General features: G+C 66.8%; 20 protein-coding genes and 1 riboswitch. Of the genes, 16 read left to right on the top strand and 4 right to left on the bottom strand.

Going from position 1 to position 22,476, the window contains the following annotated elements:
• The first annotated feature begins 40 nt into the window (after positions 1–40).
• The 3 genes from ACYVD7_RS01555 (at position 41) to ACYVD7_RS01545 (ending at position 3,258) form a co-directional block, all read left to right on the top strand.
• Positions 41–1,060, top strand: coding sequence for a ribonucleotide-diphosphate reductase subunit beta (locus ACYVD7_RS01555; RefSeq protein ID WP_460758399.1), 1,020 nt, complete (start codon positions 41–43; stop codon positions 1,058–1,060).
• Positions 1,050–1,457 carry an acyl-CoA thioesterase gene (locus ACYVD7_RS01550; protein ID WP_460758397.1) on the top strand — a complete coding sequence of 136 codons (408 nt, stop codon included), beginning with the start codon at positions 1,050–1,052 and terminating at the stop codon, positions 1,455–1,457. Before ACYVD7_RS01555 ends, ACYVD7_RS01550 begins: the two co-directional genes overlap by 11 nt.
• 151 nt (positions 1,458–1,608) lie before the next feature.
• A complete protein-coding gene (locus ACYVD7_RS01545) occupies positions 1,609–3,258 on the top strand; it encodes an NAD+ synthase (protein ID WP_460758395.1) in 1,650 nt (549 codons plus the stop codon).
• A gap of 85 nt (positions 3,259–3,343) precedes the next feature.
• Here ACYVD7_RS01545 and ACYVD7_RS01540 read toward each other — a convergent pair whose 3' ends face one another.
• Both ACYVD7_RS01540 and ACYVD7_RS01535 read right to left on the bottom strand, forming a co-directional pair.
• Positions 3,344–4,204 carry a PhzF family phenazine biosynthesis protein gene (locus ACYVD7_RS01540; RefSeq protein WP_460758393.1) on the bottom strand — a complete coding sequence of 287 codons (861 nt, stop codon included), beginning with the start codon at positions 4,202–4,204 and terminating at the stop codon, positions 3,344–3,346.
• Positions 4,205–4,357: 153 nt separating this feature from the next.
• Positions 4,358–5,230, bottom strand: a complete 873-nt coding sequence (locus tag ACYVD7_RS01535) for an outer membrane protein assembly factor BamD (RefSeq protein ID WP_460758392.1) — start codon at positions 5,228–5,230, stop codon at positions 4,358–4,360.
• A gap of 76 nt (positions 5,231–5,306) precedes the next feature.
• Between ACYVD7_RS01535 and rluD the strand changes: the two genes are divergently transcribed.
• The 4 genes from rluD (at position 5,307) to clpB (ending at position 10,425) form a co-directional block, all read left to right on the top strand.
• The gene (gene rluD / locus ACYVD7_RS01530; protein ID WP_460758389.1) at positions 5,307–6,281 is read left to right on the top strand and encodes a 23S rRNA pseudouridine(1911/1915/1917) synthase RluD; all 975 of its coding nucleotides are present in this window, start codon (positions 5,307–5,309) and stop codon (positions 6,279–6,281) included.
• Positions 6,282–6,283: 2 nt separating this feature from the next.
• Complete coding sequence (gene pgeF / locus ACYVD7_RS01525; RefSeq protein WP_460758388.1) at positions 6,284–7,117, top strand: peptidoglycan editing factor PgeF; 834 nt, start codon at positions 6,284–6,286, stop codon at positions 7,115–7,117.
• Positions 7,096–7,656: a DUF4166 domain-containing protein gene (locus tag ACYVD7_RS01520; RefSeq protein ID WP_460758385.1), complete on the top strand. Its 561-nt coding sequence runs from the start codon at positions 7,096–7,098 to the stop codon at positions 7,654–7,656. Before pgeF ends, ACYVD7_RS01520 begins: the two co-directional genes overlap by 22 nt.
• A gap of 168 nt (positions 7,657–7,824) precedes the next feature.
• The gene (gene clpB, locus ACYVD7_RS01515; RefSeq protein WP_460758384.1) at positions 7,825–10,425 is read left to right on the top strand and encodes an ATP-dependent chaperone ClpB; all 2,601 of its coding nucleotides are present in this window, start codon (positions 7,825–7,827) and stop codon (positions 10,423–10,425) included.
• Positions 10,426–10,522: 97 nt separating this feature from the next.
• Here clpB and ACYVD7_RS01510 read toward each other — a convergent pair whose 3' ends face one another.
• Together ACYVD7_RS01510 and ACYVD7_RS01505 are read right to left on the bottom strand one after the other, a co-directional pair.
• Positions 10,523–11,323 carry a hypothetical protein gene (locus ACYVD7_RS01510; protein ID WP_460758382.1) on the bottom strand — a complete coding sequence of 267 codons (801 nt, stop codon included), beginning with the start codon at positions 11,321–11,323 and terminating at the stop codon, positions 10,523–10,525.
• A complete protein-coding gene (locus tag ACYVD7_RS01505; protein WP_460758380.1) occupies positions 11,320–12,408 on the bottom strand; it encodes a hypothetical protein in 1,089 nt (362 codons plus the stop codon). Before ACYVD7_RS01505 ends, ACYVD7_RS01510 begins: the two co-directional genes overlap by 4 nt.
• A 183-nt stretch (positions 12,409–12,591) precedes the next feature.
• Positions 12,592–12,833, top strand: a riboswitch (cobalamin riboswitch).
• 113 nt (positions 12,834–12,946) lie between these two features.
• Between ACYVD7_RS01505 and btuB the strand changes: the two genes are divergently transcribed.
• From btuB to cobT, 9 genes are all read left to right on the top strand, one after another.
• Positions 12,947–14,824: a TonB-dependent vitamin B12 receptor gene (btuB, locus tag ACYVD7_RS01500; RefSeq protein ID WP_460758378.1), complete on the top strand. Its 1,878-nt coding sequence runs from the start codon at positions 12,947–12,949 to the stop codon at positions 14,822–14,824.
• 192 nt (positions 14,825–15,016) lie between these two features.
• Positions 15,017–15,592 (top strand): hypothetical protein, encoded by a 576-nt coding sequence (locus tag ACYVD7_RS01495; protein WP_460758377.1) that lies wholly within the window; start codon positions 15,017–15,019, stop codon positions 15,590–15,592.
• Between the two features lie 20 nt (positions 15,593–15,612).
• Positions 15,613–16,212 carry a cob(I)yrinic acid a,c-diamide adenosyltransferase gene (gene cobO / locus ACYVD7_RS01490; RefSeq protein ID WP_460758734.1) on the top strand — a complete coding sequence of 200 codons (600 nt, stop codon included), beginning with the start codon at positions 15,613–15,615 and terminating at the stop codon, positions 16,210–16,212.
• A gap of 2 nt (positions 16,213–16,214) precedes the next feature.
• Complete coding sequence (locus ACYVD7_RS01485; protein ID WP_460758374.1) at positions 16,215–17,510, top strand: cobyrinate a,c-diamide synthase; 1,296 nt, start codon at positions 16,215–16,217, stop codon at positions 17,508–17,510.
• Positions 17,507–18,436 carry an adenosylcobinamide-phosphate synthase CbiB gene (gene cbiB, locus ACYVD7_RS01480; RefSeq protein WP_460758372.1) on the top strand — a complete coding sequence of 310 codons (930 nt, stop codon included), beginning with the start codon at positions 17,507–17,509 and terminating at the stop codon, positions 18,434–18,436. The genes ACYVD7_RS01485 and cbiB overlap by 4 nt, the downstream gene beginning before the upstream one ends.
• The gene (gene cobD, locus ACYVD7_RS01475) at positions 18,429–19,415 is read left to right on the top strand and encodes a threonine-phosphate decarboxylase CobD (protein ID WP_460758370.1); all 987 of its coding nucleotides are present in this window, start codon (positions 18,429–18,431) and stop codon (positions 19,413–19,415) included. Before cbiB ends, cobD begins: the two co-directional genes overlap by 8 nt.
• 11 nt (positions 19,416–19,426) lie before the next feature.
• A complete protein-coding gene (locus ACYVD7_RS01470; protein ID WP_460758733.1) occupies positions 19,427–20,902 on the top strand; it encodes a cobyric acid synthase in 1,476 nt (491 codons plus the stop codon).
• On the top strand, positions 20,890–21,411 hold the full coding sequence (gene cobU / locus ACYVD7_RS01465; RefSeq protein WP_460758368.1) for a bifunctional adenosylcobinamide kinase/adenosylcobinamide-phosphate guanylyltransferase: 522 nt from the start codon (positions 20,890–20,892) through the stop codon (positions 21,409–21,411). Before ACYVD7_RS01470 ends, cobU begins: the two co-directional genes overlap by 13 nt.
• Positions 21,408–22,454 carry a nicotinate-nucleotide--dimethylbenzimidazole phosphoribosyltransferase gene (gene cobT / locus ACYVD7_RS01460; RefSeq protein ID WP_460758366.1) on the top strand — a complete coding sequence of 349 codons (1,047 nt, stop codon included), beginning with the start codon at positions 21,408–21,410 and terminating at the stop codon, positions 22,452–22,454. The genes cobU and cobT overlap by 4 nt, the downstream gene beginning before the upstream one ends.
• Positions 22,455–22,476: the final 22 nt, after the last annotated feature.

Raw genomic sequence — 22,476 nt, 5'->3', positions numbered from 1 at the left:
GCCACTTCCATCTCGCGCCACACTCCAATCGGAAGCGACCATGTCCGCCACGCTGACCCAGCACCTCCTCGATCCTGGCTTTGCCCTGACCCTGCGTCCGATGCGCTACCCGCAGTTCTACGAGATGTACCGCGATGCCATCCGCAACACTTGGACGGTCGAGGAAATTGACTTCGGCATCGACCTCAACGACCTGCGCCACAAGCTCAGTGCCGCCGACCGCCACCTGATCGAGCGCCTGGTCGCGTTCTTCGCCACCGGCGATTCGATCGTCGCCAACAACCTGGTGCTGAACCTGTACCAGCACATCAATGCGCCGGAAGCGCGCATGTACCTGTCGCGGCAGCTGTACGAAGAAGCGCTGCACGTGCAGTTCTACCTCACGCTGCTGGACGCCTACATTCCCGATCCCGCACGCCGTGCCGAAGCCTTCGCCGCGATCGAGAACATTCCCTCGATCAAGGCCAAGGCGGCGTTCTGCTTCAAGTGGATGGACTCGGTGCGGGACATGCAGCGGCTGGAGACGCGCGAGCAGCGCCGTGCCTTCCTGCTGAACCTGATCTGCTTCGCCTGCTGCATCGAGGGCCTGTTCTTCTTCGCCGCCTTCGCCTACGTCTGGTTCCTGCGTTCGCGCGGGCTGCTGCCGGGGCTGGCGGCGGGCACCAACTGGGTGTTCCGCGACGAATCCGGACACATGGCCTTCGCGCTGGAGGTGATCCACGCCGTCCGCAGCGAGGAGCCAGGCCTTTTCGATGCCGGCATGGAACGCGACGTGCGCGCCATGCTGCGCGAAGCGATCGAGGTTGAAGCCGGCTTCGCCGATGACGTGCTCTCGGGTGGAGTGAACGGACTGTCGCCGCGCGAGATGCGCCAGTACCTGGAATACGTCGCCGACCTGCGCCTCTCCGCGCTGGGCCTGGCGCCGGAGTTCGGGGTGAAGAATCCATTTCCGTTCATGGACCTGCAGGATGTGCAGGAGCTGACCAACTTCTTCGAGCGCCGCGTGTCGGCGTACCAGGTCGGGATCAGCGGTGCGGTTGGCTTCGACGATGCGTTCTGAGCCGTCGCCCGTCGAGGTTGCGGCATCGCCCCGGGAGGCTCGGCTGTGGGAGCTCGTCTTCCCGGATCACGCCAACCACCTGGGTACGCTGTTCGGCGGACAGGCTCTGGCGTGGATGGACAAGGCGGCGTTTGTCGCCGCGACACGCTTTGCACGTCGCACGGTGGTCACCGCGCGTTCGGAGCAGGTGGATTTCCACGTGCCGGTGCGACAGGGGCAACTGGTCGAGCTGGTCGCCCGCGTCATCGACGTCGGTCGCAGTTCGATGCAGGTCGAAGTGGAGCTGCATGCCGAGGACCCGCACGCCGGCACGCGTCACCTGTGCACGCGGGGCCGTTTCACGATGATCGCGCTGGATGCGGACGGGAAGCCGGTATTGGTCCACCAGGAACCGTAGGGCGGGTCTTGACCCGCCGCCTTCTTGCTCCGCCGATTTTCTGACAACTGCCTAGCCTGCAGGCGGGTCAAGACCCGCCCTACGCATTGCAATGGAATCGCGTCGCGTCGCGGCGCAGTAGAATGCGCCCACACGCAGGCTGGAGCAGGGCATGACGTTGCGAATCGCGATGGCGCAGTTCGACTTTCCGGTTGGTGCAGTGGCGAAGAATGCCGACCGCATCATCGAGATGATCGCGACGGCGCGCGACGAGCACGGCGCGGATGTCGTGTTGTTCCCCGAACTGGCGCTCAGCGGCTACCCGCCGGAAGACCTGCTGCTGCGCCCGTCGTTCCTGGCCGATTGCGAAGCAGCCATGGATCGCATCGCGCGCGCGGCGACAGGCATCGTCGCCATCGTCGGTTGGCCGCAGGCCGCGGGCGCGGTCGTCTACAACGCCGCCAGCGTGCTACGCGACGGCGGTATCGCCCACACCTACCGCAAGCGTGAGCTGCCCAACTACGCGGTGTTCGACGAGCGGCGCTATTTCGACGTTGATCCCGATCGCGACAACTGCGTGTTCGATGTCGTCGGCAGCGATCCCGATGAAAGCGTGCGGGTCGGCCTCATCATCTGCGAGGACCTGTGGTTCGCCGAACCCCTCGCGCAGACGGTCGCGGAAGGTGCGCAACTCGTGCTGGTGCCCAATGCTTCGCCGTTCGAACGCGACAAGCACATGCAGCGCGACGAACTGATGGCGCAGCGCGTGCAGGAGACTGGCGTGGCCATCGCCTACCTCAACACGGTAGGCGGGCAGGATGCGGTGGTCTTCGACGGTGCATCGGTGGTGGCCGATGGCGACGGCACCGTGCAACCCGCGGCAGCCGCATTCACCGACCAGTGGCTGGTGGTCGATTTCGACCCGGTGACGCGCAAGTTCTCACCGCTGGAGTGGATGGACGACGGCGACGAAAGCCGCGACGCGCTGGCGTGGCGCGCGGTGGTACGCGGAACCCGCGACTACTGCGCGAAGAACGGCTTCACGAAAGTGTGGCTGGGCCTTTCCGGTGGCATCGATTCCTCGCTGGTGCTGGCCATCGCGGTCGATGCGCTGGGTGCCGACAACGTCACCGCCGTGCGGATGCCGTCGCGCTACACGGCGGACCTCTCCAACGATCTCGCCGCCGAGCAATGCGAGCGGCAGGGCGTGCGGATGATCACGGTGCCGATCGAGAAGCCGTTCCAGGGATTCCTGGACGCGCTGTCGGGGCAGTTCGACGACAAGCCGGTCGACGTGACCGAGGAGAACCTGCAGTCGCGCACGCGCGGCGCGATCATGATGGCGTTGAGCAACAAGTTCGGCGGCCTGCTGCTGACGACCGGCAACAAGAGCGAGTACGCGGTCGGTTACGCCACCATCTACGGCGACATGTGCGGTGGCTACGCGCCGCTGAAGGACCTGTACAAGACCGAGGTGTTCGCGCTGGCGCGTTGGCGCAACACCGTCGGCGACCTGGTGATCCCGCAGGCGGTGATCGACCGACCACCGTCGGCGGAGTTGCGGGAAAACCAGAAGGACCAGGACTCGCTGCCGCCGTACGACGTGCTGGACGCGATCCTGTATCGCCATGTCGACCAGGAACAGTCGCGCGCGGAGATCGTCGCGGCGGGCTTCGATGCGGCGACAGTGGACCGCGTGCTGAAGCTTGTGCGGATCAGCGAGTGGAAGCGGCACCAGGCGGCGCCGGGGCCTAAAGTGTCGCGGCGTGCATTCGGGCGTGAACGGCGCTATCCGATCACCAACGGTTACTCGGGCGACTGACAAGGCGAAGAACGCTGCGCACGTGTGTTCGCCGGCGCGCTGCGGCGCGCTTGAGTCCGTCGTGGCCAGATTCCTCGCGGCGCGGTCACGTTTCATCGCGGCGCGGGCGCGGCAGCGCCACGGCCTGGCCGGTGACGCGAATGCCGCCCTTCGGGCCGATATCGACTGTCAGCAGGCTCGGCCGGCCCATGTCCACGCCTTGGTGGATGGTCACGGTGCAAGGCGCATCGATAAGTCCCAGCTCGCGCAGGTAGGCGCCGAATGCCGCCGCGGCCGCGCCCGTCGCGGGATCCTCGACCACGCCACCGAACGGGAATGGGCTGCGCGCGTGGAACACGGTGGCGGACTCACGCCAGACCAGTTCGGCGCCGGGCGCATCGATGCTGGCCAGCAGCTGCTGCAATGCGGGGAAATCGTAGTCGAGCGCGCGCAGGCGTTCGCGCGTTCGCACGGCGATGATCAGTTCGCGGTTGCCGGCAAAGGCGATGCGCGCAGGCAGTTGCGGATCGAGGTCGTCGGCGGACCAGCGCAGGGCCTGCAGCGCTGCCGCGACCACGTCGTCAGACACGGCTTCTACGTAAGGCGCGACGCTGGTCAATGTCGCCAGTACACGATCGACTTCCACGCGGGTCTCCACCGGCACTTCGCCGACAGGAGCGTGGAACACCAGTGCGCCCGCGCCCTTGCGTTCGGCAAGCGCCACGGCTGTTGCGATGGTGGCGTGGCCGCAGAACGGGATCTCGGCGAGGGGGCTGAAGAAGCGGATGTCGTAGCTGTTGCCACCGCGCGGCAGCAGGAACGCGGATTCGGAATAACCCAGTTCCGCCGCGATGGCCTGCATGGCCAGATCGTCCAGTCCGCGTGCATCGAGCACGACTCCGGCCGGGTTGCCGCCGTCCTGGCGATCGGTGAAAGCGGCGTAGTGCAGGATTTCGGGCTGGGTCATGGCTGCGGTCCTTCTTGGGGAAGGGCAGTCTGCAGGGCGCGGCAACCGGCGACCAGCCGAAAGCAGGCACGCAGCGTTCCGTTCGCCGCCCGCACAAACAAAACGCCGCCCGGAGGCGGCGTTCTTACCAGCGTTAGTGCCAGCGTTCGTGTCTTAGCGCTTGTCGTTGTCCAGCGCCGACTTCTCGCCCGCGAACGGATTGAGCTTGCGCAGGTTGCTCGGGTAGTCAGGCCAGTCGCCGGTGAAGTACGGGTGCTTCGGGTCGTTCTGCTGCAGCACGCGCTTGGCGTCCGCGGCGAGGGTTTCGTTGCCAAGGCCGGTGTAGGCCAGGATCAGCGTGGCGACCGCGTCGTTCTGGTATTTGCTCTGCGGATAGGTTTCCAGCACGTGCTTGGCGCGGTCGGCGGCGGCCACGTACGCGGTGCGGCGCAGGTAGTACAGCGCGACGTCCAGTTCATGGCGGGCGAACAGCTCGCGCAGGTCGTTCATGCGCACGCGCGCGTCGGCGGCATAGCGGCTGTTGGGATAGCGCTCGGCGACGATGGAGAAGTCGTCGTAGGCCTGCTTCGGCGTCGCCAGGTCGCGGCGCGCGGCATCCAGGCGCCAGACCTTCTGGAAGAACACCGTCTGGCGGCTGGAGTCGACCAGGCCACGCAGGTAGTAAAGGTACGCGCTGTTGCGGTGGGTCGGGTAGGTGCGCAGGAAGCGGTCGATGGTGCTGATCGCGTCGTCGTGCTTGCCCGACTTGTACTGCGCGTACGCCGATTCCATCAGCGCCTGCTCGGTGTACGGGCCGTAGGGATACTGGGCCAGCAGGCGCTTGAAGGTGACTTCGGCGCCGGCCCAGTTGCCGTGCGTCATCGCCTTGTGGGCCTTCTGGTACAGCTGCTCGACCGGCTGGCCTTCGTCGGCGTCCTTGTGCTTCAGGCCGCCCTTGAGGCGCGAACAGCCGGTGGAGGCGAGGAGGGCGACCAGGGCCAGGGAGACCAGGATGCGGGACGCGTGGCGGTTGAAGCGCAGGGTCATGGGGCTTGGTGGGGACGCCGGAGGCACGAAACCCGGATAATAGCAGCCCGGCGACACGCCCCCTGAACCTTTCGACATGCCCGGCCCAGCCTCGATCCTGACCGCGACCGTACCCGACAGCAGCGCTGGCCGCCGTTTCGACGCCGTCCTGGCAGACCTGTTTCCCGATTATTCCCGTTCGCGGCTGTCGGCCTGGATCAAATCCGGCGATGCCCTTCTGAATGGACAGCCCGCCCGTCCGCGCGATCCGGTCCGCGGCGGTGAGCAGGTCACCGTGACCGCGGTGCTGGAGGTGCAGACCCACTCGCTGCCCGAGGACATCGCCCTGGACATCCTGTACGAGGACGAACACGTCTTCGTGCTCGACAAGCCGGCCGGGCTGGTGGTGCATCCCGGTGCCGGCAATCCGGCCGGGACGCTGGTGAATGCGCTGCTGCACCGCGATCCCGAACTCAATGCGCTGCCGCGTGCGGGCATCGTCCATCGCCTGGACAAGGACACCTCCGGCGTCATGGTCGTCGCGCGCACCTTGCCGGCGCACACGGCGCTGATCGAGCAGTTGTCGTCCCGCCAGGTGCATCGCCAGTACCTGGCGATCGTGGTGGGCGCGCTGGTGTCTGGCGGCACCGCCAACGCACCGATCGACCGCCACCCTCGTGATCGCATCCGCATGGCGGTGCGCGATGACGGCAAGGACGCGGTCACCCATTTCCGCCTGCGCGAGCGCTTCCGCGCCCACACCCTGCTGGAATGCCGGCTGGAAACCGGGCGCACGCACCAGATCCGCGTGCACATGGCGCACCTCAAGCACCCCATCGTCGGCGATCCGCTCTATGGCGGTCCGCTCAAGTTGCCGCGCGGCGCGACCCCGGAGCTGATCGAAGGCCTGCGTGGTTTTCGTCGCCAGGCGCTGCACGCCGAGACACTGGAATTCACGCATCCCGTCAGTGGCGAACCCGTGCGCTGCACGGCGCCCGTGCCGCAGGACCTGAGCAACCTGGCGAAGCTGCTGCACGACGACACCGTCGCCGCGCGCGACGCCGGGCGCTGAGCGTGCACGCCGCTTTGCTGCCCGCCGACTGGCCCGCGCCGAAGAACATCCGCGCGTTCACCACGTTGCGGCAGGGACTGGGCGTGTCGAAGGCGCCGTTCGACGCCTTCAATCTCGGCCTTCGCGCCGGTGATGACCTCGATGCGGTGCGGCGCAACCGCGAACTGCTGGTCGAACACGCCGCGCTACCCGCTTCACCCGAATGGCTGCGCCAGGTGCACGGCAGCGCGGTGTGGCGTTTCGATGGCGGTTCAGATGGTGGTTTCAGTGGCCAGGTCGCCGGCGAAAGCGTCGCACGCATCGCCACCGAAGGACGCGACGACGACACCATCGACGACGTTCCGCAAGGCGACGCCGCGGTCACGTCGACCACTGGCACGGTGCTCGCCATCCTCACCGCCGACTGCCTGCCGGTGCTGTTCTGTGCCGACGACGGCAGCGAAGTCGCCGCTGCGCACGCCGGCTGGCGCGGCCTCGCCGACGGCGTGCTGGAAGCCACCGTCGCGGCGATGACCACGCCGCCCCAGCGCGTGCTCGCCTGGCTGGGACCGGCGGCCGGACCCTTGCGCTACGAAGTCGGCATCGACGTCTACGACGCCTTCGTCGCGAAAGACTGGGCCAGCGGCGGCGCGTTCACCAGCACGCGCCCGGACCACTGGCACGTGGACCTGTACACCCTGGCGCGTCGTCGCCTCACGCAGGCTGGTCTCGCCGCCACCAACATCCACGGCGGCGACCTGTGCACCATCAGCGATCCGCAGCGCTTCTACTCGCATCGCCGCGACCGGCGCAGCGGGCGCATGGCATCGCTGGTATGGATGGAACCGGCACCCTGATGCCGGTGCCGTCGGCGACGGCATTCCTGTTCCCGCGCCTGCTGGGTTCGGATTTCGAGGCCTTGCCGCCGCTCGTTCGCGCATTGCACTCGCGCGAAGGCGCGCAGCGCTATCGCGGACGCGTAGCGGTCGAACGCGGCCGCAACGTGCTCTCGCGCCTGTGTGCATGGGCGACGCGCCTGCCGCCTGCGGGTGAAGGCGGCATCGACGTGGAAATCGTTGCCCACGACGGTGTCGAACAGTGGACGCGCACGGTCGCCGGGCACGACATGCGTTCCCGCCTGTGGGCCAGCGACGGCTTGCTGTGCGAACGCCTGGGGCTGGTGACCTTCGGATTCCGCCTTGGCGTGGAAGGCGAGGCCATCACCTGGCGCGTCGTCCGCTTCCGCGCGCTGGGCCTGCCACTTCCGGCGGCGTGGTTCCGTGGCGTTCGCGCCCGCGAAACGCAGCGCGACGGCCGCTACCTCTTCGACGTGGAAGCCGCGCTGCCCCTGGCGGGCCTGCTGGTCCACTATCGCGGCCACCTGGACCTCGACTGACCCCGGGCTTTCAGGCCCGCGCTTTCAGGACCGCCTTTCCCGGGCCTCCAGCGCCGAAATCCGGACGCCGTCCGAACACGCGCCAACGCTCCAGCTTGAAACCCCGTCATGCGTCCGCATTTTCCGGACATCGCGGCGTTGGCCGCCCTGACTTCCCCTGAGGTTCCCATGCGAATGGACAAGCTCACGTCGCGCTTCCAGCAGGCCCTGAGCGACGCGCAGTCGCTGGCCGTCGGCCGCGACCACAGCGTCATCGAACCCGCGCACCTGCTCACCGCGCTGCTGGAGCAGAGCGGCGGCAGCACGCGGCCGTTGCTGGCGCAGGCCGGCGTCAACGTGCCACTGCTGCGCGAGCGCCTGGGCGAAGCGCTGGAGAAGCTGCCCAAGGTCAGCGGGCAGGCCGGCAATGTCAGCGTCGGCAACGACCTCGCGCGCCTGCTCAACGTCACCGACAAGCATGCGCAGCAGCGCGGTGACGCGTTCATCGCAACGGAGCTGTTCGTGCTCGCCGCGCTCGACGACAGCGGCGAAGTCGGACGCGCGCTCAAGGCCGCCGGCGCCAACAAACAGAAGCTGGAAGCCGCCATCGACAAGATCCGCGGCGGCGAGACCGTGCAATCGGAGAGCGCCGAAGACCAGCGCCAGGCGCTCGACAAATACACCATCGATCTGACCGCGCGCGCCGAAAGTGGCAAGCTCGATCCGGTGATCGGTCGCGATGAAGAGATCCGTCGTACCGTGCAGGTGCTGCAGCGTCGCACCAAGAACAACCCCGTGCTGATCGGCGAACCCGGCGTGGGCAAGACCGCCATCGTCGAAGGTCTTGCACAACGCATCATCAATGGCGAAGTGCCCGAAGGACTGCGCGGCAAGCGCGTGCTGTCGCTCGACATGGGCGCGCTGATCGCCGGCGCGAAGTTCCGCGGGGAATTCGAGGAGCGCCTGAAGGCCGTGCTCAACGACCTGGCCAAGAACGAAGGCCAGGTAATCCTGTTCATCGACGAGCTGCACACCATGGTCGGTGCCGGAAAGGCCGAAGGTGCGATGGACGCGGGCAACATGCTCAAACCCGCATTGGCCCGCGGTGAGCTGCACTGCATCGGCGCGACCACGCTCGACGAATACCGCAAGTACGTCGAGAAGGACGCCGCGCTGGAGCGCCGCTTCCAGAAGGTCTTCGTCGGTGAACCTTCGGTCGAGGACACCATCGCGATCCTGCGTGGCCTCAAGGAGCGGTATGCGGTCCACCATGGCGTGGAAATCACCGATCCCGCCATCGTCGCTGCGGCCACGCTGTCGCACCGTTACATCGCCGACCGACAACTGCCCGACAAGGCCATCGACCTGATGGACGAAGCGGCTTCGCGCATCCGCATGGAGATCGACTCCAAGCCGGAAGAGCTCGATCGCAAGGAGCGTCGCCTTATCCAGCTCAAGATCCAGCGCGAGGCGCTGAAGAAGGAGAAGGACGACGCTTCGAAGCAGCGGCTGGCCGACCTTGAGGACGAAATCGCCAGGCTCGAGCGCGAGTTCAACGACCTGGAGGAAGTGTGGAAGGCCGAAAAGGCCACGCTGCAGGGCGCGACGAAGATCAAGGAGCAGATCGAAGCCGCCAAGCTCGAACTCGAGGCCGCGCAACGCAAGCAGGATTTCGCCGCGATGAGCGAGATCCAGTACGGCCGTCTGCCGGAACTGGAAAAGCAGCTCCATGCCGCGCAGGAAGCCGAAACCAAGGGCTTCACGTTGCTGCAGGACAAGGTCACCGCGGAGGAAATCGCCGAGGTCGTCTCGCGCTGGACCGGCATCCCTGTCAACCGGATGCTGGAAGGTGAGCGCGAGAAACTGCTGAAGATGGAGGGCCAGCTGCACGCGCGCGTAGTCGGCCAGGACGAGGCGATCAAAGTCGTCTCCGATGCCGTGCGCCGCTCGCGCGCCGGGCTATCCGATCCCGATCGTCCGTCGGGTTCGTTCCTCTTCCTCGGACCAACCGGCGTGGGCAAGACCGAGTTGTCGAAGGCGCTCGCGGAGTTCCTGTTCGACTCGCCCGACGCGATGGTGCGCATCGACATGAGCGAGTTCATGGAGAAGCACGCCGTGAGCCGCCTGGTCGGTGCACCTCCGGGTTACGTCGGGTACGAAGAGGGCGGTTACCTCACCGAAGCCGTGCGTCGCCGTCCCTACAGCGTGATCCTGCTCGATGAAGTCGAGAAAGCGCATCCGGACGTGTTCAACATCCTGCTGCAGGTGCTCGATGACGGCCGGCTCACCGACGGCCAGGGACGCACGGTGGATTTCCGCAACACCGTGATCATCATGACGTCGAACCTTGGCTCGCAGATGATCCAGGACATGTTTGATGGGAGCAGTGGCGGCGACGATTCACCGGAAACCTACACGCAGATGAAGGCCGCGGTGATGGGCGTGGTGCAGGCGCATTTCCGTCCGGAGTTCATCAATCGGCTCGACGACATCGTCGTGTTCCATCCGCTCGACAAGGCGCAGATCCGCGAGATCGCCAGGATCCAGCTGCGTGGCCTGGACAAGCGGCTGGCAGAGCGTGGCTTGAAGCTGGTGCTGACGGACAACGCGCTCGCGCTGCTCGGCAACGTTGGTTTTGATCCGGTTTACGGCGCGCGTCCGCTCAAGCGCGCGGTGCAGCAGCAACTGGAGAACCCGTTGGCGCACCGCATCCTGTCGGGTGAGTTCAGCAGCGGCGATACCGTGCAGGTCGACGCCGAGGGCGGGCAACTGGTGTTTCGCAAGGCGTGAGTCGCGCTCGTCCGGTCGGCGGGATGCACCATGGCGGGGCTCCGCGCCCGGTGAAGGTGCGCGGCGTCATTCATGCGATGTCGCATGCGCTGGCGATTCAATCGCTATCGCCGGGGCAGGGATGGTCGGAGTCGCCGTAGCACTTCGCCTCGGGCGGCGGGTCGCCGTCGACCGGGGTGGACTTTGTGCCGCCGCCGTGGCCACCGCCGTCGCAACCATCGAACAAGCGGCATAAAGCGTAGAACAGCACCACGGTTGCGCCGCCCTTGGCTATCTTCTTTCCCGTGTCGCTCCTCTCGACATAGCGCTTTGCCCAATGGATCGAGCCCTTCGCCTGCTTCGGCGTCAGGTCGTAGCGCTGGAAGGTTCCGTCCGGCCAGACGATCAGTCGCTGGTTGTCGTGCAAGTGCATGGGCTCGGGACGTTCCACTTCGGCCATGCCTTCCAGGACCGTCACCTCGACCGCGCCATTGTCGTGTCTTACGTTGATCAGGCTATGGCTGTAGAAGCCCAGGGGAGCGTCGTCGGTCATGAAGCAGACGTTGCTGCCGTTGATCAACGCCTTCCCGCTCTTGAGTCGCACCAGGTAGCAGCGCGCACCCTTGAAGTATGAGTAGGTAATCAGCTTCTCGCTGTGCTCGCTCAGCAGGACCTCGCTGGTGGGCATGGTGACCAGTGCGCCAGTGTCCTCGCCCGTGCGGACCACACTGCCGTCGCTCATCTGCACGTTCTTCTGGTATTTCTTGACGCGGACTTCGTCCAGCCACGCCTCATCTCCGTTCTCGCCGCGAATGTCCATGCGGGCGAAGGTGTCGTCCTGCGCCCATGCCATGGGCACGGCGCTCCCTCCCAGCACCAGCGTCGCAAGAAACAGCCAGCCGATCCGACATCCGTTCATGGTGATTCTCCCGATGCGTCCGGTCCGGCATGCGGTCCGGGGTCGAACAGGTCCTGGACGCCATCGGCATCCATCCGCTTCACGTCTGACAAGGGGACCCAGTGGACCTCGCGCGTGGCCGGATCCCACAAGGTCAGGCCCTTGTCATTGCGGTCGATGAGGAAGTGGTTGCCTGTTGCCGTAGTTGCGTCTGCCAGTGCGACGCGGACAAGCGGATAGCGCGTGGGCTTCATGAGCGCGCCGAAATCCATCGGCAGCATCAGCAGCGTCAGTCCGGCGAAGATCGCGAACGGGGTCACGAGCGCAGCACGGTATCGCCAGCGCCCCACGAAGCGCCAAGCCACGCATGCGATCACGATCAACTTGATGGTGGCCCACAGCTGCTTGCCGAACTCCTCTTCCCTGAAGGCGTCGTTGCCCCTGCAGACCAGCGCGGCGGGCAACCCGGGCGGTTTCAGGTTGCAGGCGTCGCCTTGCAGTTGGAGATAGAGCAGGTCGCTGGTCCGCAGGTGCCTCAGGATTGCCTGCAGGCATTCGAACGCGATCACCGCGCTGGTGATCAGCAGTACGCCGTAGAAAGTGACCTTGAGCGCGACGGCCCAATCGCCATTGGCGCGCGCCGCATACCAGGCGCTTGCTGGTCGCCACAATGCCAGGAAGTGCCCGCGCAGGAAGATCAATCCGGCAATGATCGGCAGTAGCGCCATGGCGGCGAGGATGGCGACTGGATCCACGGCGCCCGGGCCGATGCTGGTAACGACGGCAAGCAGGAACTTCGCGCCTTCGAGCAGGAAGTAGTCCTTGTCGAAGTCGACCAGGTTGCTCAGGCCCAGCGCATAGATGTGTGCGGTGGTGATCAGGTAGCCGCAGCCGTAGAGGATCGCAGTGATGCCGGCCAGCGATCCACCGATCCATCCCACCAGTCCCTTCAGGCTGGAAACGATACCGATGGCCTGGAGTGCTTCGGTTTGCGCGTCGGCGTTGGTGGTCGTGGCGGGGTGAGCCTCGGCGGGTTGCGGTGAGCCAGCCGGACTCCCTGGGCCATGGGCCAATCCATTGCGACGACCGTGTCGAGCGATGCCCATTCCAGGCTCCATCCCCGAGGGCGATCCCGGGAATCACTTTTCCCACGATGCCAGTCCCGTAGCCGCGAACCGGCAAGGTTCCTGCCTTGGCCAACGCACTCCCCGCCGCACCGCGGCCACTCATGCCAATCGGGAAGGTCGTTCTCATCGCGCGTTGAGGGCGCCGCCCGCCCGCCACCTGCTAGACTTCGCGCCGCCTGAGGTGACCCCCGGTCAGGTCCGGGGGTTGAAACGGGAATCCGGTGCGCGCCGTGTCTGGTCGATACGGCTGCAATTCCGGAGCTGCCCCCGCAACGGTAAGTGTTGAGCCAGGACGGCTCGGGAACGGCGAATGCCACTGTGCGCACTGCACGGGAAGGCGCCGATCCCGGACGCGATACAGCGTCCGCGCACGAGCCCGGAGACCGGCCTGCTGGCTTTCCCGACATGCGGTGGGCGATGTCACGGGGTCATGCGTTTGCGCATGGCGTCTGCAGCTCCCTGCCGCTTGTCTTCCCCGTCTTTCCGCGCGGGTAGGCGCGGCCCAGGAGTATGTGCAATGCAATCCCGTAATTCTTTCTCGCCCCGCCGCTCGCTGCTGGCGGTTGGCCTCGCTTTCGCCATGGCTCCGGCTTTCGCGGCCGATGGCGCGCGGGCAACCGAACTCGACGACGTCATCGTTACCGCCACGCGTACGGCTCAGACGCAGGACGCGACGCTGGCGTCGGTCAGCGTGATCACCCGCGAAGAGATCGATCGCCTGCAGCCGGCCTCGCTGCCCGACCTGCTGCGCGGGGTGCCGGGCCTGTCGCTGTCCAACAACGGCGGCATGGGCAAGGAGAGCTCGGTGTTCCTGCGTGGCACCGAGTCCGATCACGTGCTGGTGCTGGTTGACGGCGTCAAGGTTGGTTCGGCCACGCTCGGCAAGGCCGCGCTGCAGGACATCCCGGTGGATCAGATCGAGCGAATCGAAGTGGTGCGCGGCCCGTTCTCGAGCCTGTACGGTTCGGAGGCCATCGGCGGGGTGATCCAGGTCTTCACCCGTCGCCCGCATGCGGCGTTTTCGCCGAGCTTCAGCTTCGCCGTCGGTAGCCACGACACCGCGCGTGCGGCAGCGGGTGTTGCTGGTCGCGGCGATCGCGGCTGGTATTCGGTCAACGCTGCACACGAGCGTACCGATGGCATCAACTCCTGCCGTGGCGCCGGCTTCCCGATCTTCGCCGGTTGCTACACGCAGGAGCCCGATCGCGATGCGTACCGCAACACGTCGCTGTCGGCGCAGGGCGGTTACACGTTCAACGAACAGTGGGACGGCGAAGCACGCCTGCTGCGCGCCGAGGGCCGCAATGAATACGACGGCGACTTCCAGAATCGCTCCAACGTGGTCGAGCAGGTCGCCAATGCGCGCCTGCGTTACCGGCCGACGCAGGCGGTGACGCTGACGCTCAACGCGGGCGAGAGCGCCGACCTCAGCGACAACTTCAAGGATGCCAATGCGGCCGGTTTCTTTGATACGCATCGCAGACAGGGTTCGCTGCAGGCCGACATCGCCGCGGGTGGCGGGCTTTTCTCCGTCGGCTTCGACTGGGTGCGCGATCGCGTCGACAGCGACACGTCCTATCCGGTGACGCGGCGTATCAACCATGCCGCGTTCGGCCAGTGGCAGCAGGCCTTCGGTGCGCATTCGCTGCAGCTCAGCCTGCGCCGCGATGAGGACAACCAGTTCGGCGGCAAGACCACCGGTGCCGCACTGTGGGGCTGGGATGTCACCGATGCGCTGCGCGTCACCGCCAGCTACGGTACCGCGTACAAGGCGCCGAGCTTCAACGAGCTCTACTTCCCGTTCTACGGCAATCCCGAGCTGGAACCGGAGACCTCGCGCAGTGTCGAGCTCGGCCTGCGTGGCAAGCACGGCTGGGGCGGCTGGTCGCTCAACGTGTTCGAAAACCGGGTCAAGGACATGATCGCGTATGACCCGACGCCGCGACCGGGACTTCCCTTCGGCGGGGCCAACAATATCGACAGTGCGCGCATCCGCGGGGTCGAGCTGACCGGCGAGACCTCGCTCGCGGGCTGGAACCTGCAGGGCAACGCCACCTGGCTGGATCCACGCGACGACGAAGGCGACAACCAGGACAACCTGCTGCCGCGCCGCCCGCGCCAGACCGCGCGCATCGACGCCGATCGCCGCTTCGGCGACTTCAATCTCGGCGCCAGCGTGTCGGCGGCGGGCTACCGCTATGACGATCCGGCCAACACCCGGCGCATGGGCGGCTACGCCACCACCGATCTGCGTATCGGCTATGCGCTGAGCCCCGCTTGGACGCTGCAGCTGAATGCCGACAACGTGTTTGACAAGCAGTACGAAACGGCCTCGTTCTACAACCAGCCGGGTCGTACCTATCTGTTGAGCGTTCGGTATCGGCCGGCGGAATGACGCTGGTTGTTGCTCGTCACTCCCATAGGCGGGAGTCCATGGACGTTGGATCACCCGGATTCGGCGACTGAAGGTGGCCTCCCTGGATCCCGCCTTCGCGGGGATGACGAGCAGCATCAATCCCGGCGACCGCAGGGGCGATTCCAGGGCCCACTACCCACTACCCACCGATTCCCACGAGAGGCAATCGCGATGAAGCAGTTGAGCAAGACCGCATCCAATGGCCTGTTCGTCGGCCTGGTGTCGCTGATGTTGGCTACCCGTTTCCACCACTTCGGCACGGCATTGCACCTGCCGGATGCGTCGATGGCGATCTTCTTCCTCGGCGGCCTGTACCTGCGCAAGCACTGGCAGTTCGCGGTGTTCGCGGTACTCGCCCTGGTGATCGACTGGGCAGCGATCTCGCTCGCCGGCACCAGCGATTTCTGCGTGACGCCCGCGTACTCGTTCCTGCTGCCGGCCTATGCCGTGCTCTGGTACGGCGCCCGCCTGTGTTCCGATCGCGTGCAGACGACCTGGTCTTCAGCGGCGGCTACGCTGGGCGTGGGGTTGGTCTGTGCGTCGCTGTCGTTCGCGATCTCCAATGGCGCGTTCTACTGGATCGGTGGGCGTAACCCTGACACCACGGTGGCCGGCTGGATCGCCAGCGCGCTGCAGTGGGGGCCGCTGTTCGTGCGCACCACCATGGTGTACCTGGTCGCGGCGGCCGTGCTGCACGCGGTGATCGTCCGCGTGCTGGGCGCGCGTGAAGCCGGCGCACGCGCGTGAGCGAACAGGACGAAGACGCGATGAATGTGGATGCTCGCCATCGCGAACGCATGCAGCGAAAGAAGGCGCTGGTCGATCGCAAGATCGCCCGCGCCACCATCGACCGTGGTGTGCTGGTGGTGAATACCGGCAACGGAAAGGGCAAGAGTTCGTCCGGCTTCGGCATGCTCGCGCGCTCGCTCGGGCATGGCTTCCGCTGCGGCGTGGTGCAGTTCATCAAGGGCAGCTTCTCCACTGGCGAAGAGGCGTTCTTCCGGATGTTCCCGGACGAGTGCGACTATCACGTCATGGGCGAAGGCTTCACCTGGGAAACGCAGGACAAGGCTCGCGACATCGCCGCCGCCAATGCGGCCTGGGCGCAGGCGAAGCGAATGCTTGCGGATCCGTCGTATGACTTCGTCCTGCTCGATGAACTCAACATCGCGCTCGCGCATCGATACGTTGCGCTCGATGACGTGCTGGCAGCGGTGAAGTCGCGGCCGGAGAAACAGCACGTGGTCATCACAGGTCGCGGTGCACCCGATGCCCTGATCGAAGCTGCCGATACGGTCACCGAGATGCGCGTGGTCAAACACGCCTTCCAGGCCGGAATCAAGGCGCAGCACGGGATCGAGCTGTAAGCATGGATGCCCCGCGCACGTGTCCCGCCTTGCTGGTGTCGGCACCTGCGTCGGGGCAGGGCAAGACCAGTGTCACCGCGGCGCTGGCGCGCTGGCATTCGCGCCAGGGTCGGCGCGTGCGCGTGTTCAAGACCGGGCCGGATTTCCTTGATCCGATGGTGCACGAGCGGGCGAGCGGAAGCCCGGCGTATCAGCTCGACCTGTGGATGAACGGCGAAGCCGACGTCCGCGCGCGTTTGTACGAAGCCGACGCCGACGCCGACCTGATCCTCGTCGAAGGCGTGATGGGACTGTTCGATGGTGCGCCGTCGAGCGCGGACCTGGCGATCGCGCTGGGACTGCCCGTGCTGGCGGTGATCGACGGCTCGGCGATGGCGCAGACCTTCGGCGCGGTCGCGACCGGACTGGCGCGCTATCGCGAAGGACTGCAGGTTTACGGCGTCGCGGCCAACCGGATCGGCAGCGCCTACCACGCGCAGTTGCTGGCGCAGAGCCTGCCGCCAGACCTGCGTTGGCTGGGCGCATTGCCACGCGATACTGCGCTGGCGTTGCCTGAACGCCATCTTGGTCTGGTGTCTGCGGGCGAGCTGGGTGACATCGACCCGCGCGTGGATGCACTCGCCGACGCATGGGGCACTCACGCCGATGCCACATTGCCGCCACCGGTGTCGTTCGCGTGTGCGCACTCTGTGCGCTTCGCCCAACACCTGCGCGGCGTGCGCATCGCCATCGCGCGCGATGCCGCGTTCTGTTTTTTGTATCCCGCGAACATCGACCTGCTGCGCGCCGCGGGTGCGCAGTTGCAGTTCTTCTCGCCGCTGGCGGGCGATGCGTTGCCGGAATGCGATGCGGTATGGCTTCCCGGCGGCTATCCCGAGCTGCACCTGCCGGCGTTGTCGCGGCATCACGATTTGCGGCTTGCCCTGCACGCGCATCGTGATGCTGGAAAGCCAATCCTCGCCGAGTGCGGCGGCATGCTCTATGCCCTGGATACGTTGGCCGATCGCGGCGGCGCGTCCTACCCGATGGCCGGATTGCTGCCCGGCCACGCCGCCATGCAGGAACGGTTGGCGGCGCTCGGCTTGCAGGCCGTTGCATTGCCCGAGGGCGAGCTGCGCGGCCACACCTTCCATTACGCACAGGCCGAGATCGCCGCCGAGCCGCTGACGACCGCCGTCAATCCCAACGGCGCGCCCAGCCGCGAAGCCGTGTACCGCGACCGTGGTCTGACCGCGAGCTTCGTGCACTTCTACTTCCCGTCGAATCCTGAAGCCGCGATGCGGTTGTTCCTGCCATGAGTGTGGCGTGGGTGATGGTGTTCGCGGTGTTGCTCGATGCCGTACTGGGAGAGCCACGCCGTGCGCACCCGTTGGTCGCCTTCGGTCGCTGGGTGCGTGTGGTTGAACGCTTGCTCCATGCAGATCGCCGCAGTGCCGGCGTCCTCGCCTGGGCACTCGCGGTCCTGCCGCTGGTGGCGTTGGCGTGGCTGGTGTCGTCGATGGCGGCTGCGACGTCGTGGTGGCTGGCGATGGCCGTCGACGCGATCGTTCTGTACTTCGCCATTGGCCTGCGCAGCCTCGGCGAACACGCGCTGCCTGTCGCCGATGCGCTCGAACGTGGCGAACTGGCGTCAGCGCGATCAGCGGTCGGTCGCATGGTCAGTCGCGACGTGGACGCACTCGATCCGGCGCAGGTCAGTGCGGCCGCCACGGAATCGGTGCTTGAGAACGGGAACGATGCGGTGTTCGGTGCGTTGTTCTGGTTCGCCTTGCTGGGCGCGCCGGGCGCGGTGCTGTATCGCCTGGCCAACACGCTCGACGCGACGTGGGGCTACCGCACGCCGCGCTACGAACATTTCGGTTGGGCCGCCGCGCGTAGCGATGACCTGCTGAACCTGGTGCCGGCGCGACTCACCGCCTGCACGTATGCCCTGCTCGGGGACGCTTCGCGCGCGATCCGTTGCTGGCGCGCGCAGGCTCCGCTCTGGGACAGCCCCAATGCGGGGCCGGTGATGGCCGCCGGTGCCGGTGCGCTCGGCGTTCGACTCGGAGGCGCCGCGCCCTATGACGGCACCTGGGAAGATCGTCCCCAGCTTGGTGAAGGCGTGGCGCCAGACGCTTCGAGCATTCGTCGTGCAGTCCGGCTGGTCCGGGTTGGCGTCCTGCTGTGGCTGGTCGTCGCCATCGCGATTGCGTGCATCGCAACGGGAGTGGCACATGCTTGAACATGGCGGACGCCTGCAACGTGCAGCGCGACACTACGGCATCGCGCTACAGGACTGGCTTGATCTGTCGACCGGCATCAGTCCGTTTGCCTGGCCGGTGCCGGCGATTCCTCCGCAGGCCTGGCATCGATTACCCGAAGACGACGACGGCCTGGTCGACGTCGCGCGCGACTACTACGGTGCGCCGGCGCTGCTGCCCGTCGCCGGATCGCAGGCCGCGATCCAGGCGCTGCCGCAGCTGCGCTCGCGGCCGTCGCGCGTGGGCGTCCTTGCGCCCAGCTATGCGGAGCATGCGCACGCGTGGCGCAGGGCAGGCCATGACGTCGAGACCCTCGCTGCGCGTGAATTGTTCGCGCAGGCGGAGCGCCTCGACGTCGTTGTGCTGATCCATCCCAACAATCCGGGCGGCGACACCTTCACGCGCGATGAGCTGCTGGCGTTGCATGCGGCGCTTGCGACGCGTGGCGGCTGGCTGATCGTCGACGAAGCCTTCATCGATGCCGCTCCAGAGCACAGCGTGGCCGGCGCCAGCGATCGCGAAGGCCTCATCGTTCTGCGTTCGGTCGGGAAGTTCTTTGGACTGGCCGGCGCGCGCGCGGGATTCGCCTGCGCCTCGCCGCCGCTGCTGGCGTCACTGCGCGAACACCTGGGGCCGTGGACGCTGGCCGGTCCAGCGCGTTACGCGCTGCGACAGGCGCTGGCCGACTTCGAGTGGCACGCTCAGGCACGACCACGCCTGCACGCGACGAGTGCGCGCCTGGAGGCGCTGCTCACGCATCACGGCCTGGTGCCGAGCGCGGGCAGTGCGTTCTTCCAATGGCGACGCGACGAGCGGGCGACGGCATTGCACGACGCGCTGGCGAAGCGCGGCATCCTCGTCCGCCTGTTCGAGCAGCCGGCCAGCCTGCGCTTTGGCCTCCCCGCGGATGACGCCGCGTTCGCCCGCCTCGATGCCGCATTGGGCGAGGTGATGGCATGAACGCGCCCGGCATGAAAGGGAATGTGCTGATGGTGCAGGGCTGCACGTCCGACGCGGGCAAGAGCACGCTGGTCGCGGCGCTGTGCCGTTGGCTGCATCGGCGTGGCGTCGCCGTCGCACCGTTCAAGCCGCAGAACATGGCGCTCAATTCCGCGGTCACCGTCGATGGCGGCGAGATCGGACGCGCGCAGGCGCTGCAGGCGCAGGCGTGCGGATTGCCCGCGCATACCGACTTCAACCCGGTGCTGCTCAAGCCCAACACCGACGTGGGCGCACAGGTGATCGTGCACGGACATCCGGTTGGCAACATGGATGCGGTCGGTTACCACGACTACAAACGCGTGGCGCTTGATGCCGTGTTGGCCTCGCATCGCCGGCTGGTCGCGCGTTATGACGCGGTGATCGTCGAAGGCGCCGGCAGTCCCGCGGAGATCAACCTGCGTGCCAACGACATTGCCAACATGGGCTATGCCGAAGCCGTCGACTGCCCGGTGATCCTGGTTGCCGATATCGACCGTGGCGGCGTCTTCGCGCACCTGGTCGGTACGCTGGCCTTGCTGTCGCCGAGCGAGCGCGAGCGCGTGGTGGGCTTCGTCATCAACCGCTTCCGCGGTGACATCGCCCTGCTGCAGTCCGGACTGGACTGGCTTCAGCGCGAAACCGGAAAGCCGGTGCTCGGCGTGTTGCCGTACCTGCACGGCCTGCACGTTGATGCCGAAGATGCGCTACCACGTGCGCGCGACGCCAAGGATACGGCGCAGCTGCGCGTGCAGGTGCCGGCGTTGCCGCGCATCAGCAACCACACCGATTTCGACGCACTGCGTGCGCATCCACAAGTCGACCTGCAATTCGTCGGACCCGGCGAAACGCCATCGCCATGCGATCTGATCGTCCTGCCCGGATCCAAGGCTACGCGCTCCGACCTGGCGTGGCTGCGCGCCAATGGCTGGGAAGATGCCATTGCCCGGCACCTGCGCTACGGCGGCAAGGTGATCGGGATCTGCGGTGGTTTCCAGATGCTGGGTGGCGCTGTCCACGATCCTCACGGGCTCGAAGGCGAAGCCGGCTCCAGCGAAGGGCTGGGGTATCTCGACATGGAAACCACGCTGGAGCCGCAGAAGCAGCTGCGCAATGTGCACGGTTGCCTGGCATTCGCCGCCGCCGAGGTGCGCGGTTACGAAATCCATTGCGGCGTCAGCACGGGTCGCGCGCTGGATGCACCTTCGACCCTGCTCGACGACGGCAGCAGCGACGGCGCCCTGTCGCACGATGGACAGATCCTCGGCAGCTACCTGCACGGACTGTTTGACACGCCAGCTGCGCTGGCAGGTTTGCTGCGCTGGGCGGGCCTGCGGGATGCGCAGACCGTCGACCTGGCGGCGCTGCGGGAAGCCAGCCTGGAACGTCTGGCCGATGCGGTCGAGCGCCACCTTGATACGCACGCGCTCATGAACATCCTTGGGGAGAACGCGCCGTGCACAGCCTGATTCTCGGTGGCGCCCGTTCGGGTAAGAGTGCGCTGGCTGAACGCCTCGCGGCTGCTTCCGGTCGCGATGTCGTCTACATCGCCACGGCGCAGGCGCGTGACGGCGAAATGGCACGACGCATCGCCCACCATCGCGCGCAGCGGCCCGCGCACTGGGCCTGCGTCGAGGAGCCGCTCGCGCTTGCAGACGTGCTGCGCCTGCAGGCAAGCGAGGGCCGATGCCTCCTCGTCGACTGCCTCACGCTGTGGCTGAGCAACCTGCTGGGTGACGCTGATCCGGATCGCCTGGCGCGCGAACGTGACGCATTGCTGGGAACCCTGCCTGCGCTGCCCGGGAAAATCGTGCTGGTGGGCAACGAAGTGGGCCTGGGAATCGTGCCGATGGGTGAAGTGACGCGCCGCTTCGTCGATGAAGCCGGTCGCCTGCACCAGGCGCTCGGCGCACAATGTACGAACGTGATCTTCACCGCGGCGGGATTGCCGCTGGTACTCAAGGGGAGCCTTGCATGACGATTGACTGGATCACCGCCGCTTGTCCCGCGCCCGATGCGGATTTCGAAGCGCAGGCGCGCGCGCACCAGGCCGTGTTGACCAAGCCCCCCGGATCGCTGGGCGCGCTGGAAGCCGCCGCGATCCGCCTGGCCGCACTGCAGCGGACGACGCAACCGCAGGCGGGCAACGTGTGGATCAGTGTGTTCGCGGCCGACCACGGCGTGGCGGAGGAGGGCGTTTCCGCCTTCCCGCAGGCGGTCACGGGCGAGATGGTGCGCAACTTTGCCAGCGGTGGCGCCGCGATCAGCGTGCTGGCGCGGGAGCTGGGCGCGCACCTGGAAGTCGTCAACCTGGGTACGGTGAATGACCCGGGCGACATTCCTGGCGTGCGTCGCGCGATCATCGCGCCGTCGACGGCGAACTTCTGCAACGGCCCGGCGATGACGCCAACGCAGCTGCAAACGGCCCTCGCACAGGGGCAGGCCAGCGCGAACGCGGCCCACGCCGGCGGCGCGCACCTCTTCGTCGGCGGGGAGATGGGCATCGCCAACACCACCGCCGCCACCGCGCTGGGTTGCGCGATGCTCAAGCGCGACGCTGGGCTGCTCGCGGGCGCCGGCACCGGCCTGGACGATGCGGGCATCGCGCGCAAGATCGTGGTAATCGAACGCGCGTTGGAGCTGCACCGCGAGCGCAAGGGCGCGCTGGCGCAGTTGCAGGCGCTGGGTGGATTCGAGATCGCGGCGCTGGTGGGTGCGTATGTCGCGGCAGCGCAGGCGGGACTGCCGGTGCTTGTCGACGGCTTCATCACCACGGCGGCGGCGATGGCGGCGGTGCGGATCAATCCGGGCGTACGTGACTGGCTGCTGTTCTCGCACTGCTCGCAGGAACACGGCCACGCCAGCCTGCTGCGTTCGCTGCATGCCGATCCGCTGCTGGACATCGGCATGCGCCTGGGCGAAGGCAGCGGCGCGGCGGTATGCCTGCCGCTGCTGCGCATGGCGTGCGCATTGCACAATTCGATGGCGACATTCGCGCAGGCGGGAGTTTCCACCGCGTGAGTGCGGCGGGAGATGCGCGAGT

The sequence above is a fragment of the Lysobacter fragariae genome (genome assembly GCF_054779775.1).
Note: the sequence above shows the minus strand (reverse complement) of the source record. Positions and strands in the feature narration are given on the sequence as shown.

Excerpts from the sequence above, each read along its gene's own strand:
- ACYVD7_RS01510 (WP_460758382.1), bottom strand. The coding sequence starts at position 11,323 with ATGAACGGATGTCGGATCGGCTGGCTGTTTCTTGCGACGCTGGTGCTG.
- ACYVD7_RS01470 (WP_460758733.1), top strand. The coding sequence starts at position 19,427 with ATGAAAGGGAATGTGCTGATGGTGCAGGGCTGCACGTCCGACGCGGGC.
- ACYVD7_RS01535 (WP_460758392.1), bottom strand. The coding sequence starts at position 5,230 with ATGACCCTGCGCTTCAACCGCCACGCGTCCCGCATCCTGGTCTCCCTG.
- clpB (WP_460758384.1), top strand. The coding sequence starts at position 7,825 with ATGCGAATGGACAAGCTCACGTCGCGCTTCCAGCAGGCCCTGAGCGAC.
- ACYVD7_RS01540 (WP_460758393.1), bottom strand. The coding sequence starts at position 4,204 with ATGACCCAGCCCGAAATCCTGCACTACGCCGCTTTCACCGATCGCCAG.
- ACYVD7_RS01520 (WP_460758385.1), top strand. The coding sequence starts at position 7,096 with ATGGATGGAACCGGCACCCTGATGCCGGTGCCGTCGGCGACGGCATTC.
- ACYVD7_RS01485 (WP_460758374.1), top strand. The coding sequence starts at position 16,215 with ATGGATGCCCCGCGCACGTGTCCCGCCTTGCTGGTGTCGGCACCTGCG.
- cbiB (WP_460758372.1), top strand. The coding sequence starts at position 17,507 with ATGAGTGTGGCGTGGGTGATGGTGTTCGCGGTGTTGCTCGATGCCGTA.
- cobO (WP_460758734.1), top strand. The coding sequence starts at position 15,613 with ATGAATGTGGATGCTCGCCATCGCGAACGCATGCAGCGAAAGAAGGCG.
- btuB (WP_460758378.1), top strand. The coding sequence starts at position 12,947 with ATGCAATCCCGTAATTCTTTCTCGCCCCGCCGCTCGCTGCTGGCGGTT.
- rluD (WP_460758389.1), top strand. The coding sequence starts at position 5,307 with ATGCCCGGCCCAGCCTCGATCCTGACCGCGACCGTACCCGACAGCAGC.
- cobD (WP_460758370.1), top strand. The coding sequence starts at position 18,429 with ATGCTTGAACATGGCGGACGCCTGCAACGTGCAGCGCGACACTACGGC.
- ACYVD7_RS01495 (WP_460758377.1), top strand. The coding sequence starts at position 15,017 with ATGAAGCAGTTGAGCAAGACCGCATCCAATGGCCTGTTCGTCGGCCTG.
- ACYVD7_RS01505 (WP_460758380.1), bottom strand. The coding sequence starts at position 12,408 with ATGGGCATCGCTCGACACGGTCGTCGCAATGGATTGGCCCATGGCCCA.
- ACYVD7_RS01555 (WP_460758399.1), top strand. The coding sequence starts at position 41 with ATGTCCGCCACGCTGACCCAGCACCTCCTCGATCCTGGCTTTGCCCTG.
- ACYVD7_RS01550 (WP_460758397.1), top strand. The coding sequence starts at position 1,050 with ATGCGTTCTGAGCCGTCGCCCGTCGAGGTTGCGGCATCGCCCCGGGAG.
- ACYVD7_RS01545 (WP_460758395.1), top strand. The coding sequence starts at position 1,609 with ATGACGTTGCGAATCGCGATGGCGCAGTTCGACTTTCCGGTTGGTGCA.
- cobT (WP_460758366.1), top strand. The coding sequence starts at position 21,408 with ATGACGATTGACTGGATCACCGCCGCTTGTCCCGCGCCCGATGCGGAT.